This window comes from Streptomyces sp. KMM 9044 (genome assembly GCF_024701375.2).
GTDB lineage: Bacteria > Actinomycetota > Actinomycetes > Streptomycetales > Streptomycetaceae > Streptomyces.
Genome location: NZ_CP113910.1, coordinates 2,243,004 through 2,256,654 on the forward strand (window position 1 = coordinate 2,243,004; position 13,651 = coordinate 2,256,654).

Genomic DNA, 13,651 nt, shown 5'->3' on the forward strand with positions numbered 1-13,651 from the left:
AGGAAAGGAGTGGCATGGCGACTCCAGCCACACCGGCCGTCGCTCGGACGGTCGGCCCCCTCGACGGACTCCGACTGGAGAGCTCAGGTCCACCGGGTCCGGCGGACGGCCTCGTCGCGGAGCATCTGCGGCTGCTCGGCGCCCGGGGAGACGGAAGCTCCGGCAGCCGGCTCACCGTCACCGGAGAAGACCTCGGCGAGGTCACCGCCCGCACCACATGGGGCATGACCGCGACGGACGAGGCCACCGCTCAGGCGGCGACGGGCATCATGGCGGTGCACGGTCGGCGCGACGGCTCCCCGCGCGGGCTCGCCGTCGACTACGCCGCCACCGCCACCGGCGTGCTCGCCGTGCAGGGCCTGCTGGCCGGGCTCCTGGCCTCGGCGCGCGGAGGCGGGCGCACCGCGCAGGTGGAGGTGAGCGCGGAGCGGGCCGGTCTGCTCGCGGCCTCGCAGTACCTGGCCGCCGCCGGGGCGGAGGAGGGCGAGGCCGCCGAACTCGCGCCCGGCGGGCCCCCCTTCACCTCCGCCGACGGGACCGTCTTCGAACTGGAGACGCTCGACCCTGGGGTGTGGGCGGCGTTCTGGCGCGCCCTCGACGCACCGGAGGAGGCGATACGTCAGGGGTGGCGGCCCTTCCAGTTCCGTTACGCCACCGCCTGCGCTCCCTTCCCGCGGACCCTGCACGAGGCGGTGCGGGCGAGCTCCTGGGAGCGGGTCCGGCACACCGCCGAGACGTCCGGCGCCGATGTGTGCCCGCTGCGGTCACTCGCCGAACGGGCGGCGGAGTACGACGGGGCCCCGCCCTGGGAACTGAGCCCGCGCGACGCCACGTACGCCCCGGGGAGAGCGAGCGGCGATCCGCCGCTGTCCGGGTTCACCGTCCTGGAGGCCGGCCGCCGCGTCCAGGCCCCGCTTGCCGCCCATCTCCTCGGTCTGCTGGGCGCGGAGGTGATCCGGATCGAGCCGCCGGGCGGCGACCCGTTGCGTGGTATGCCGCCCACCTGCTCGGGTGTCTCGGCACGGTGGCTCGCGCTGAACCGGGGCAAGAAGGCCGTCGAGGTGGACATCAAGTCCCCGGCCGACCGGGAGCGGCTGCGCGAGATGGCCGCCGACGCCGATGTGTTCCTGCACAACTGGGCGCCGGGCAAGGCCGCGCAACTCGGCCTCGACCACGAGCACCTGGCCGCCGCCAACCCCGCGCTCGTCTACGCGTACACCAGCGGCTGGGCCGGCCGGCTGCCAGGCGCTCCTATGGGCACCGACTTCATGGTCCAGGCCCGTACCGGGGTGGGTGAGGCCGTACGGCCCGCCGACGAGACACCCGCGCCGTCGCTGATGACACTGCTCGACGTCCTCGGCGGGCTGCTCGGCACCGAGGGGGTCCTGGCGGGGCTGCTGCTGCGTGAGCGCACTGGTCACGGGGTGCGCGTCGACTCGTCTCTCCTCGGCGCCGCCGACGTGCTCACGGCACCCGCCCGGGCCCGGGCCGCACAAGGGCTCGACCCGCGTCAGCCGGCTGGGTTCCGCCGCCCGCTGCCGACGACGGACGGCTGGATCGCCCTTCCCGATCACGGCGCGATCCCGTACGACGTACGCGGACTGTCCACCGGTCAGGCGCTTTTGCGGTTGCGCGAGCGTGGTCTGGCCGCCGTCCCGGTCGTCACCGACCTCGCCCTTCTCCTCTCCTCCGGCTCGATCAGCCGCGACGCCCACGGCGCACCCGCCGTGCCGACCCCCTGGAGCTTCGTATGACCGTGGCCCTGCACGACCTGCTTCCCGCCGGACTGCGCCGCGGCTGGGCGGTCGACGGCAGCTGCCCCGACCTCGACCTCTACAGCCTCTACCGGTCCCGGCAGATCGCCGACCCGCACCGCACCGCGGTCCTCGATGCCAGGGGGAAGCTCTGTTACACCGCCATGGACCGTAAGGTGCGATGTCTGGCCGCCGGGCTGTCCGGGCTCGGCATACGCGCCGGCGACGTCGTCGGCATACAGCTCCCCAACGGCCGGGGCGCCGTCATCGCCGACCTCGCGCTGGCCGCCCTGGGCGCGATCGCGCTGCCCTTCCCGGTCGGCCGCGGCCACCGCGAGGCGGCCTCGCTGCTGCGCAGGGCGGAGGCGGTCGCCGTCATCGCCGCCACCGAACACCGCGGCAACCACCACGCCGCCGGCCTGCTCGCTCTGACCGGTGAACTGCCCGACCTGCGCACCGTGATCAGCGCCGGGCCGGGAACCGCCCCCGAAGGCACTGTCGCGCTCTCCTCACTGCTGCGCACCGACCCCACTTCCTTCAGTCCGGCCCGCCCCGACCCCGACTCCGCCGCCCGCATCCTCGTCTCGTCCGGCTCCGAGGCCGAGCCGAAGATGGTGGCTTACTCCCACAACGCGCTGGCCGGCGGCCGCGGCAACTTCCTGGCCTCCCTCATCCCCGACGGTCAGCCGCCGCGCTGTCTCTTCCTCGTACCGCTGGCCTCCGCGTTCGGCAGCAACGGCACCGCCGTCACGCTCGCCCGGCACGGCGGAACGCTCGTCCTGCTGGACCACTTCACCCCCGAGGCGGCCCTGGACGCGCTCGCCGAGCACGAGCCCACGCATGTCCTGGGCGTGCCGACCATGATCCGGATGATGCTGGACCGGACCGCCGAGGGGCGGCACCCGGCGCCGACTCCCCCGACGGCCGTCGTCGTCGGCGGCTCGCCGCTCGACGAGGCCACGGCCGAGGAGGCCCGCCGGGTCTTCGGCTGCCCGGTCGTGAACCTCTACGGCTCGGCCGACGGCGTCAACTGCCACACCGGGCTGAGTGATGAACCCCTGCGCGGGGAAGGGCCCGGCATCCTCGCGGGACACCCCGACCCGCGCGTCGCCGACATCCGTATAGCCGTCCCCGGCACACCCGAACTGCAGGAAGCGCCGAAGGGGTCGGTCGGTGAGATCGTCGCCCGCGGTCCCATGACGCCACTGTGCTATGTGGCCGCCCCGGACCTTGATGCCCGCTACCGCACCGCCGACGGTTGGGTACGCACCGGCGACCTCGGCCTGGTCGAGGACGACGGCAACCTGCGGATCGTCGGCCGCCTGAAGGACGTCGTCATAAGGGGCGGGGCCAATATCAGCCCGGCCGAGGTGGAGATCGAGCTCGCCGGCCATCCGCTGGTCCGGGACGTGGTGTGCGTCGGGGTGCCGGATGCGCTGATGGGCGAGCGGCTGGCGGCCTGCGTGGTGTCGCGGGGTAATGCGCCCACGCTGGAGGAGCTGTCCGCGCACCTGGACAGGCGCGGACTTGAGCGGCGCAAGCACCCCGAACACCTGGTGTTCGTCACGGAGTTGCCGTTGACTCCGGCGGGCAAGCCGGACCGGGCGCTGCTGCGGGAGCGGTGCGCGGCGCAGGCACCGGAGCCCGCGGCGCAGGCCGTGTGACCCGTACGTGAGAGGGCCGCCGTGTGTCTCCCGGCGGCCCCGCACTCCTGTCAGGAGGACTCCCCCTCCTCCCTCGCGTGCCCCGCTACGGGGCCAGCGCCTTCTCGATCGTCTCCGCCGCGTTCTTGTAGACGGTCATCAGATCCAGGTCCTTGCCCGGGTAGTTGACGATCTCCACCTGCTTCGCCCCCGAGTCCGGCAGCACCTCGCCCGTCGTCATGTGGACGTTGTCGAAGACGTACGCGGGTTTCTTCCCCGACAGCTCGGACAGCTGCTTGGCCGTCACGGCCTCGGGGCCGTACGTGCCGCTCACCTCGGCGCCCGCCAGTTTCGCCGACCAGAGGGAGAACACCTGGGCGACGACGGTCGGGGCATTGCCGCCCGGCCATGCCTCCTTCAACTGCTTCTGCAGCGTGCCGTACTCGCTCTCGAAGGAGGCGTTCCACTGAGTGGCGGCGTCCCCGGTGCCGAACAGCTCGCCCAGGCGTGCCACTTCGGTGCTCACCTTGTCGGCGTCGTTGTCCAGGTTGACCTCGACCAGCTTCGCGTCGGACCCGGCGGCTTCCTTGATCTTCTCCGCGTACGGCTCGAAGGGTGCGTAGAGCACGAAGTCGGCGCCGGCGACGGCCGTGAGGTCGGACGGTTTGGGGTCGTAGTCGGGGGCGTGCTGCGCGGACGACGGGACGATGACCTTCACGTCCTCGGCACCCGCGGCTTTCGCGAAGGCGCCCTCCCAGGTGGTGGTGGCAACGACGACGGGCGTGTCGGCGTCGGTCTTCCCGCTCGTGCTCGCGTCCGAGCTGTCGGCCTTGTCGGAGCCGCAGCCGGTGGCGGTCAGGACGAGCGCGGTGCTCAGACTCAGTGCGAGAAGGGAAGGGACACGGATGATGCGGACGCGGATGCGCGCCATGAGCTGATTCTCCGTTCGGGGATGAGATGGACGGCCAGGACGACGATCCCGGCCGTCAGGACGAGCACGGGCCCGGGCGGCCAGTCGAGCTTCAACGCGACAAGGAACCCGGTGAGGTTCACGACGACACCGATGCCCACCGCCCAGGCGGTGATGGACTTCAGGGAGGTGCCCAGCCGCCTCGCGGCCAGCGCGGGCAGCAGGGTCAGCGCGTCGACGAGCAGCGCGCCGGTCAGTTTGATGGCTCCGGCCACGGACACCGCGACCAGGACGAGCAGCAGGAGGGTGAGCAGGTCGACGCGTACGCCCGAGGAAAGGGCGAGTTCACGGTCGTGGAGCAGCAGGGCGAGATCGCGGCGACGCCACCAGAACAGCGCCGGTACGACGACCGCGAGCACGCCCAGCAGCCACAGGTCGGCCGTGCCCACGGACAGGATCGAGCCCCACAGCAGCGCGAACGCGCCCTGCGCGTTCACCCCGGACACGGCAAGAAGCAGCAGCGCGGCGGCGATCGCCAGACTCATCAGCAAACCCATCGCGCCCGACAGGCCGTCCGGCGTGCGCGCGAGCGGCGCGACCCCGGCACCCGCCAGGGCGCAGGCGACGAGGGCGCACAGCATGGGGTCGAGCCCGGTCAGCAGTCCGACCGCGATGCCCAGCAGCGCGACGTGCATCATCGCGAACCGCACCGGCATGATGTCGAGCCCGACGATCACGACACCGATCACGGGGAGACCGATCGCAGCCAACAGCAGTGCCGTTCCGGCGCGTTGGACGGGTAAGAGCTGGAGGAGCGGCCCGAGGTCGGTGGCGGCGAGGGTGTTCACCGGACCTCCCTCAGCCGGCCGGCGGCCATCTCCAGCACCCGGTCGCAGCGATCGGCGAGCGCCCGGTCGTGCGTGACGACCACGACGGTGACGGGCAGGGACAGCAGGACGTCGGCGGCCTCCTCCTGTCCCGCGAAGTCGAGCGCGGCGGTGGGCTCGTCGGCCAGCAGCACCCCCGCGCCGGCCGCGACACAGCCGACCGCGCGGGCCAGATACATGCGTTGCAGCTGGCCTCCGGAGAGCGTGTGCAGCGGCCGGCCGGTCAACGACCCGACGCCCAGCTTCTCCGCCGCCTCCACCGCCTCGACGCGCGCGCCGCTGCTTGCCAGCAACTCCCCTGCCAGCAGCGGGAACCGGCCGACCGCGGGTTTCTGCGGAATCCACGCGCACGCCCGGCGCCGCCATGCCCACTCGGCCGCGCTCTCCGTGCCCCGACCGCCGACGAGGATCCGGCCGGCGTACTGACGGTGCAGGCCAAGGACAGCTCGTAGCAAGGTGGTCTTGCCCGAACCGTTGGTGCCGGTCAACGCCACCCGCTGGCCCGCCCCGACGTCCAGGCCGACGTCCCGCACGGCGTCCACCCGGCCGTGACGGCAGACGACTTCACACATCCGGACGTCCAGACCGTCCATGCCACCTCCTCGCTCCCCCACAACAGTCGGAAGGAAGGAGCGGCTGGTTCCCGCGGATCGCCACACGTTGCTCACCGCGCAGTCGGGGCATGCCTCATCGTCTGCCGGCGCAGTCACGATCTGTGCAGCCGGCACGCACAGCGCCATGAGCACTGCCGCATCTGCGCCGAGACCACCGGCCGCGCCGACGACGCCGACGCCTGCCGGGATGTACGCAACGCCATACGGGGCGGTTCAGCCCGTGCCATGGCGCCGGAGTCCGCCTCGCCGTGCGCGGCACACCGCCTCAGAACAGTGCCAAGCCGTCACCACTGGTGTCCACGACGACCGGGCGGGGCTGGGTCGGGAGGCCGTCCACCCGGTCGGGACCGGCCGCAGCGGCCACGGCGGGGGCCGTCTCGGCCAGCCAGTCGTGGAACAACCGGACGGCCTCGCGGTAGGGGACCCGGGCCAGGATCCGGTGCTCGCCGGAGGGACAGAAGTCGACCATGACGGTGAGCAGACAGGCTCGCGGCGTGTTCTGACTGCCCGTCCAGGACACACGCAGGGCTCCGCAGGGTTTGCGTCCGCCCGGAGTCCGGTGGGTCGGGCGCAGGGACCGGCAGGCGATGAACGCCGTCCACGCGGCGAGGTGCGGCAGCGGCAGGACGGTGCGCGCGCGACAGCCGGTGCAGCGGTGCCAGTGGCGGAGCCATGTCTCGGCGTCGGTGCGGAAGAGGCGGAGGCAGCGGTCCGTGACGCGGGCGTCGGTGGCGTAGAGGTGGTCGGGACGTTCCCGCGTGTTGCAGGACTGGCAGACGGGGGCGCGGACATAGCCGTGCTCGTGGCAGTGGTCGAGGACCGCGGCGGGCACACGGAGGCAGACGGCGCAGAGCCACCCGGCCACCCTCTCCGTGATGCCGGGCTCTCTGCTGAGCACGGAGTACCGACGGCCTTCGAGCTCTTTCCCGTACGGGCGGGGCGGAGCGGTGGCCTCCTCGGAGGGCTGTGACACGCCCTGCTCCACGGGATCCGGTGGCGACACGGGACCCGCGAAGCGCGGCGCCGGCCCGCCATCGGCTCCCACGTCCTGCCGGGCGGCGGGGGAAGAAGCGGTCGCGGTCGGTCCCCCGGCCACGTCCCCTTCACCGATCGCCTCGGCTCGCAGCCACCGTGTCTCGGCGTGCTCGGCCGCGTCGAGCAGCCTCACCACCGTGCGCGGCAGCCACCACGTCCGGGTCCCGGCACGGTCGCGCTCCACCAGCACCCGCCGCCAGTCGATCCCCGCCAGGTGAGTCGGTCGACCTGCCGTGCGCCCGGGACCGGCCGGCTCCGCCAGCTCGTCCGCGACGCGCCGCCGCCAACGCATCCGTGTCTCCTCGTCGTACGCGGGCCCCTGCGACGCGCGGAAGGGACCGACACGGACCAGGTCCCGCCGGTCCATCCGCACCGCGTTCAACTCCGCCGCCGCTTCGCGCACCTGGGCCTCCGGAACACGCCACCGGTCCCCGCCCACCTGAACCGCCGTGACGACACGGCACCCGACGAGGACATACCCCGCCCGGGCGGGGGAAGGCCGGTGGGTGAACGGCCCGGCGACCGCCGGCACGGTACCGTCGGCCGTCAGAACGGCCCACAGTGCGTCCGCCTCCTCCGGAGTGACCAGACCCTTCGCACCGTGGTGCACGACGTGCTCCGTCATACCGACAGGCTAACGGGACACCAGTGGGCCGACCGGTCCGGACGGGACACGGCCTCCCGGTCAGCCGCAGCGGGGCCGCGTCGGAGCGCCCGTGTCGGCCTGCCCGCCGGGCGAGCGGACTCGAGGCGGCGATACGCCGGTGACGTGCCGGAAGCCGGTGGCGAGTGCCGGGTAGCGGTACGGCGGCTGGAACGCCGTCAACCGACCGCTACAACCGGCCCCCCGGCCCGCACACCCGCACTGCCCACTCGCCGTCCCGCGGCCGGCCGGTCCGCCTGCTCCCCGGCCCCGGCCCTTCGGCCCGCTGGTCCGTCCGGTCGGTCACAGGGCCGGCCCGGCAAGCCGCGCGGTCTCGTCGCGGAGGTCCTCGATCGCCCTCAGCGCCGCCTCACGCTCGGCGTTGATCCTCGCACCCGGCTCCGTGAGGCCGCCGAGCGACTGCTCCACCAGGGCGATCCACGCGTTCACGTACCGCGTGCCGGCCTCGGTGAGGGCCTTCCGCTGTGCGCGTGCCTGCTCGGCGAAGTGGCCCCTGACCTCCTGCCGCCGCTTGTTGACCACCCTCCACTCGCCCTGCTCCTGCACGACGCCCGCCAGGTCCGTCAGCGGCCCCATGACCGCCAGCGCCCACTGCACCCGGCCCGCCGCATCCGCCACCTTTCCGGCCGCCTTGGTCTTGCCCCACGGCTTGAACTTCCCTGCGCCGTCGGTGACTTTTCCACCGGCGTCGAGGATCTTCCGTCCCACCCCGTGCTTGTTGAGCTTGTCCACGACGGTGGCCGCCGCGCTTCCCGGCCCGTGGCCGCCGTCCTTGACCCTCCCGAGCCACTCCCCCGCCTTCGCGGCACCCGTCTTCACGCCCTTCTTGGCCGCCCCCTTGACCCCCTGAGCCAGCGGGGACGCTTCCTTCGGCGCCGCGACGGGCGTCGTCCCGGGGGTTTCGAGGTCGTTCGCCTGCTTTGGGCAGCTCCCGTTCTGCGACCGCCAGCGCCGCGGCGTCCGCCCGGAGCGCCTCCACCGGCACGCCCTCCAGGGCCGGCAGACGGCTCCGCAGTCCGTCGAACCGTCGCAGCTCCCTGAGGTGTCCGCCCCCGTCCGGCGCCGGGACCCGCCCGCGGGCCGTCGTCAGGCGGATCAGTTCGTGTGCCTCGGCGCAGGTCACCACCGCGTCGGACACCGGTGGGAGAGTGCTCCCGGACGCCGGCAGGGCCGGGTACCCCCGCGCCCGGGCGACCGCGGCCACGTCCTCGGCGAAGCGCTGGAGTGCGGCCGGGCCCACCACGGCGTCCACCCTCAGCGGTTCGAGCAGGAGGGCCAGCGCCCCGGCCCTGAGGGTCGTCCCGCCGTGCACTGTCCTGCCCTTCGCCGCGCCGTCGTTCAGCATGCCCCCGTTCACCGACCCGTCGTTCCTCTTCCGCGCTTCCCCGCGCTCACCCGGGCCTCGTACGGTCCCTCGTCCTTCGGGGGGACCGTACGCGCACGCCACCGGGCGGGTGCCGGCGGCGCGGTCACGGCCTCCTCCGCCGGGCGGCGGTCTTCTTGGCCCTTCTCACCGGACCGGCCCCGGCCCCGGTCACGTTCGCGGACCCGGAGTCCGCAGGCTCCGCGTCCAGGACCTGGGAGGCGAGCGCGAGCCAGGCCCGGGCGTCCGCGCCGTCGAGGTCGTCGGTCCACATCAGGGTGCCGTTGGGGCCGCCGCCCTTTTCCCACGGCTCGATGCCGTTCTTCGCGTACCACTCCTTCTTGCGCTCCCACGTGCGCGCGTAGTCGGGGAGGTCGAGCATGCCGGCGTGTTCCCAGAAGACCGTGCGGCCGTCCTCGGCGGCCACGGTGAAGTCGGGGCGGACGACGCGGCCGTCGGCGCCCGTGAGCGGCTCCTCGTAGAGCCATCGCCCCGGCGCCAGGCGGTCGAGGAGGCCCGCGATGATGACCTCGTTCTTGGAGGCCATCGGCGTCCCGTCGGCGGACACGTGCATCAGTTTGCGGTCGAAGCGGCGGGTCTGCCCCCGTACGTCGAGGGCGAACGGCTGCGGTGCCTCGAAGAGGTCGGTCAGCCGACGGGCGGTCTCGGAGTTGCTCGGGTGGGCGAAGGCACGCAGGTCCGCCAGGGTGCCCTCGTGGAGGATGACGACTCTGTCCTTCTGCCGGGTCAGCGCCGTGTACAGAAGTTCCCTGGGCAGGTTGGCCCTGGCGGGCAGGACCAGGAACGTCGTGCCGAACTCGGAGCCCTGCGACTTGTGCACGGTGACGGCCCAGGCCAGCTCCAGTGGGGCGTCGTCCTTGTCCGACGGCTGGTAGCTGTACTCGTGGCCGGGCTGGGAGGAAAACTCCACACCGAGCTTCAGGGTGTGCTTCTTCCGTTTGGCGGGGGGCGTGGGCCGGGCGAGGGCGACGCCGATCTCCCCGTTGGCGACGTAGTCCATCGCGTTCTCGCGCGGCCACGCCTTCATGCGTTTGTTGGTCGTCTGCATGACCTTGTCACCGCGCACGATCTCCTCGGGCCCGATCGGGAAGGGGATGTTCGCACGCCGGTACCGTTTCGCCCACTCGGTGTCGCCGGCCCGGTACACGCGTTTGATGTGTCGGTTCAGCTCGACCGTCCCGAAGGCACGGGAACGGGTGGGCGAGAGGATCTGCCACGCCTCCGCGCGGATGCCCGCGCCGCGCTGCCAGTTGAGGTGGTCGCCGTTGACGCTGCCGCCGTAGGTGAGGGCGAACGCCCGCACGGGATCCTCCGCATCACCGAGACCGAGGACCTGGCCGAGGGCGTCCGTGAGGGCCTGCACGGCGGTGCGCCCGCCCCAGGGGACGTACTGGAGCGTGGGAAGGTCGGGGTTGGTCGCGAGTTCGTCCCAGACGGCCTCGTCGCCGGCGCCGCGGGTGCCCCCGCCGAACCAGGCGGCGAGTTCGAGGTCGTGGCGGGTGCCGTGGCTGCCGTCCGGCAACTGGCGTCGGGGCACCTGCAACTCGACGTATCCGGCGGCGACCCGCACCGCGGTCGGGAAGTCGTCCGGGCACAGTCTGTCGACCAGGTCAACGAACGGCCGTCCGGCTCCGATCGGGGGCAGTTGGCGGGGGTCGCCCACCAGGATCAGCCGTTTGACGCCGGTGAACGAGTCCAGCGTCGCGGCGAGCATCTCCTCCGTCAGCATGGACGCCTCGTCGATCACTACGAGGCCGTAGCCGCGCCGGGGGCGGTCGGCGCCCCGTACCAGGTACCGGCCGCTGTCGGCGTCGTAGCGGCCGGTGGCGCTCAGGTGGGAGGCGAGGGTCTTCGCCGGACGCCCGACCTTGGTCTCCAGCTGCACCTTCGCCTTGCCCGTGGGGGCGAGGAGCAGGACGTCCCCTGCGGCCACGCCGGGGTAGTCGACGAGGGCCCGCAGCAGCGTCGTCTTGCCGGTGCCCGCCGGTCCGACCAGGACGGACAGGCGTGCGTCGTGCAGGGCGGCGAGCCCCGCGGCCTTCTCCGTGCGGGCCCGCTCCTCCAGCTCGGCGGCGTGCGCGGCGTCGCCGGAGCCGTCCCGGTCCCGGTCACTGTCCCGGTCGAGTACGGCGTCGAGTACGGCGCGGGCGTCACCGATCCCGCCCAGCGCGGGGCGTGCCTGCTGCGCCGCCACCCAGTCCCGGACGACGTTCGCCGTCTCCTCCAGCCGGTCCAGCTTGTAGGCGGGCGCGCCGTCGTCGAGCCGGACGGCGGTCAGCGGTGACCAGTCCGGGCAGTCGACGACCCCGTCGTGGTCCAGGCCGAGTCCGGTGAGGATGTCGCGGTTCAGAGCCGGGAGCCCCGTGGGTGCCATGAGCCGGATGTGCTCCAGGGCCTCGCCGACGGGGATCAGGGTGTCCCCCTGGTCGCACTGCCGCTCCAGCACCTCGGTGAGGAGTGCTTCGACGCGTCGGCGGTCCAGGGGGTCGCCGAGGCCCACCTCGTCCGGGACGGGCGGTCGCCAGGTGACGTGCGCCGGAGGGAACACCGCGCGGTCGACGGTGGTGAACGGGACGTGGAGGGGTTGGCCGTACGTGCAGGTCGCGGCGTAGTACGGGTTCTCCAGGAGTTCCTCGGCGGTCGTCTCGACCTCGGTGTCGCCGTCGAGCAGCATGCGCACCTGGTCCGGGCCGATGTCGAACCCGGACAGCAGACGCAGAACCGCCCGGCGCTCGGCCGGGATCCTGTTCCAGACCCGTGCCTGGAGGGGGCCGACATGAGCCCGCAGTGCCCGCGGAGCGCGCGCGGGATCGGCGAAGACGCCGTGCAGCAGGTCCCACGGATCGGTGGCCTCGCCGGCTTCCGTGAGCACCGCTCGTGCGGCCACGTGTGGCCGCTGGACCCCGATGAGGGCGAGGACGCCGGGCAGGCCAGGGACCGGACCGCGCAGCTGCCAGAGCCGTTCGGTCTGCTCGGTCAGCCAGGTCGTGGCGGACTCGGGGACGGCGAGGCCCAGTTCGCGCATGCCCTCGGCGGCCGACATCAGTGAGGCCAGGGCCTCGATGGCGGCGTCGTCGGAGAGGTGTTCCGTGACGTAGGAGAACTCGACGTCACGGCCCTCGGGCGCCCAGGCCAGTGCCCTGTCGATGTCGGCGCCCCCGTCCAGGAGCGGCACGAGCTGCTGATAGGGCAGTAGGACTCCCTCCGTCATGCCGGGGCGCAGGGAGTGCTGCACGATCGTCTCCCACATGGAGGAGTCGAACGGCGGTTTCCCGGCCTGGTTCCACATCGGCGGCCGGGTCAGGCCCGTGACGTGTGCGGCGCCCACCAGCAGGCGGTCGGTGCGCTGCTCCTGGAGCGGGGAGTGCTTGAGGTAGACGAACACCAGGCTGTCGCGTGGTGCGACCGGCTCGAAGAAGGACTCGATGACCGCCTGTTGGTTGTCACCGTCCATCACCCAGGCGGCACGGGAGTTCAGGACGCGGTCGGTGTGGTCCTCGGCGAACTGGTCGAAGGCGGGCACCCTGGCGTGGCCGATCTCGTCGTTCAGGGAGGCGCGGTTCAGCCAGCGGAAGGGGATGGCCTCGAACGCGTACCCGGGGACGCTGAGGGACGTGGGGAGCAGACTGCCGCGCAGCGCCTGGTTGTGGCTGTAGGGGTGCTCCTTGACGACGGTGTACCCGACGGGCGACATGAAGGTGGCCCGCTCACTCAGGCAGGGCAGCCGGTCGGGGTCCAGGCTGCCGACGGGGGCGCCCGCGTGTTCCGCTTCGAACGCGTCGTCGCGGCCCTTGCCGATCGCCGCGAGCAGGGTGCACGAGGAGTTGCCCTTCGGGTCGTCGCAGAGGAACTGGTCCCAGGGGCGGTCCCGCCACGGGATCCTCATCGACAGATGCTTCACGCCGCTCATGCTGGTGTCCTGTCGGCCGGGTTCGTACGGTTTCGGGTCGCGGAGCTCTCCGCGTGCGGCCGTGCCGGATGGCCGCCGCCGGTCCGGGGCGCCGTCACGTGTCGCCCGTCCAGCCGGTCTGCCTCAGCGTCGGCATGAGGCGGGTGAGCACGTAGGCGACGACGGGTGTCTCCCGGTCCTCGTCCTCGAACACGATCGCGTGCTGGAACCGCTCGGTGTCCTGCGGGTCCGCCGGATCGAAGGACGGGCTGAGCGACACGCCGGGGCGGGCCACCAGCCGGCACAGGAGCTGAGCCCCGCAGCCCTGCGCCAGCTGCGCCGTGGTCAGGGCGCGCTTCTGCTTCGGCCGCCCGTTCGGCTGGGGCAGGGACAGGAAGGCAGTGATCCGCCGACGCTCCGCGGACACCTCGGTGATCCCGGCCCGGTGCCGGCCGTGCAGGTTGGCCAGTCCGGCCGGCATCTCCGGTAACAGCGCGCCCTGTTGCAGGACCACGTCCCGTTCGCCTCCGTCCCACCGCGTGTCGTGGATCGTCAGCCGTGGACGGCCGGCGGCCTGAAGGTGCCATTCGGTGGCGAACCCCGCGTCCTGGGCGCCGGAGGTCGTGGTGCCCTGCCTGGGGACGTAGTCGCGAGCGTGTTTCAAGGTGAGGGTGGAGCCGAGTACGGTCAAAGTGCCTTCTCCTGTGCGGAACCGAGGATCGGGGGACATCGCGGGCCTGAGGACGTTCAAGGGCTGTGACATTCGGAGTCCGTAATGTCGCAGTGCCCCGGGCCCCCGCCTTCGGGGCGGCGCGGCCGGTGACCACATCCGTTCGTCCTGCATCGGATATAGCACCTGATGCACGGAGTT

Annotated in this window: 9 protein-coding genes; 2 read left to right on the forward strand and 7 right to left on the reverse strand. The window is 72.7% G+C overall.

All coding sequences use genetic code 11. The features are described from left to right. Positions 1-14 precede the first annotated feature (14 nt). Positions 15-1,754 (forward strand): CoA transferase, encoded by a 1,740-nt coding sequence (locus tag HUV60_RS09950; protein ID WP_042167450.1) that lies wholly within the window; start codon positions 15-17, stop codon positions 1,752-1,754. Next, positions 1,751-3,418, forward strand: a complete 1,668-nt coding sequence (locus tag HUV60_RS09955) for a class I adenylate-forming enzyme family protein (protein WP_257847768.1) — start codon at positions 1,751-1,753, stop codon at positions 3,416-3,418. Before HUV60_RS09950 ends, HUV60_RS09955 begins: the two co-directional genes overlap by 4 nt. A gap of 85 nt (positions 3,419-3,503) precedes the next feature. On the opposite strand, the gene HUV60_RS09960 is transcribed toward HUV60_RS09955, so the two are convergent. From HUV60_RS09960 to HUV60_RS09990, 7 genes are all read right to left on the reverse strand, one after another. After that, on the reverse strand, positions 3,504-4,328 hold the full coding sequence (locus tag HUV60_RS09960; protein ID WP_257847767.1) for a metal ABC transporter substrate-binding protein: 825 nt from the start codon (positions 4,326-4,328) through the stop codon (positions 3,504-3,506). Beyond that, on the reverse strand, positions 4,277-5,155 hold the full coding sequence (locus HUV60_RS09965; protein WP_042167444.1) for a metal ABC transporter permease: 879 nt from the start codon (positions 5,153-5,155) through the stop codon (positions 4,277-4,279). The genes HUV60_RS09960 and HUV60_RS09965 overlap by 52 nt, the downstream gene beginning before the upstream one ends. After that, positions 5,152-5,787, reverse strand: a complete 636-nt coding sequence (locus HUV60_RS09970) for an ABC transporter ATP-binding protein (RefSeq protein WP_042167443.1) — start codon at positions 5,785-5,787, stop codon at positions 5,152-5,154. Before HUV60_RS09970 ends, HUV60_RS09965 begins: the two co-directional genes overlap by 4 nt. Before the next feature lie 286 nt (positions 5,788-6,073). After that, entirely contained in the window at positions 6,074-7,468 is a 1,395-nt protein-coding gene (locus HUV60_RS09975; protein ID WP_257847766.1) for an endonuclease VII domain-containing protein, read from the reverse strand. Positions 7,469-7,789: 321 nt separating this feature from the next. Further along, positions 7,790-8,326, reverse strand: a complete 537-nt coding sequence (locus HUV60_RS09980; RefSeq protein ID WP_257847765.1) for a hypothetical protein — start codon at positions 8,324-8,326, stop codon at positions 7,790-7,792. 650 nt (positions 8,327-8,976) lie between these two features. Next, the gene (locus tag HUV60_RS09985; RefSeq protein WP_257847764.1) at positions 8,977-12,801 is read right to left on the reverse strand and encodes an ATP-dependent DNA helicase; all 3,825 of its coding nucleotides are present in this window, start codon (positions 12,799-12,801) and stop codon (positions 8,977-8,979) included. Between the two features lie 94 nt (positions 12,802-12,895). Further along, entirely contained in the window at positions 12,896-13,471 is a 576-nt protein-coding gene (locus tag HUV60_RS09990) for a hypothetical protein (protein ID WP_257847763.1), read from the reverse strand. Between the last annotated feature and the right edge of the window lie 180 nt (positions 13,472-13,651).

Bases quoted from the DNA above. Each gene is read 5' to 3' on its own strand.
- HUV60_RS09950 (WP_042167450.1), top strand. From the start codon at position 15: ATGGCGACTCCAGCCACACCGGCCGTCGCTCGGACGGTCGGCCCCCTC.
- HUV60_RS09955 (WP_257847768.1), top strand. From the start codon at position 1,751: ATGACCGTGGCCCTGCACGACCTGCTTCCCGCCGGACTGCGCCGCGGC.
- HUV60_RS09960 (WP_257847767.1), bottom strand. From the start codon at position 4,328: ATGGCGCGCATCCGCGTCCGCATCATCCGTGTCCCTTCCCTTCTCGCA.
- HUV60_RS09970 (WP_042167443.1), bottom strand. From the start codon at position 5,787: ATGGACGGTCTGGACGTCCGGATGTGTGAAGTCGTCTGCCGTCACGGC.
- HUV60_RS09975 (WP_257847766.1), bottom strand. From the start codon at position 7,468: ATGACGGAGCACGTCGTGCACCACGGTGCGAAGGGTCTGGTCACTCCG.
- HUV60_RS09985 (WP_257847764.1), bottom strand. From the start codon at position 12,801: ATGAGCGGCGTGAAGCATCTGTCGATGAGGATCCCGTGGCGGGACCGC.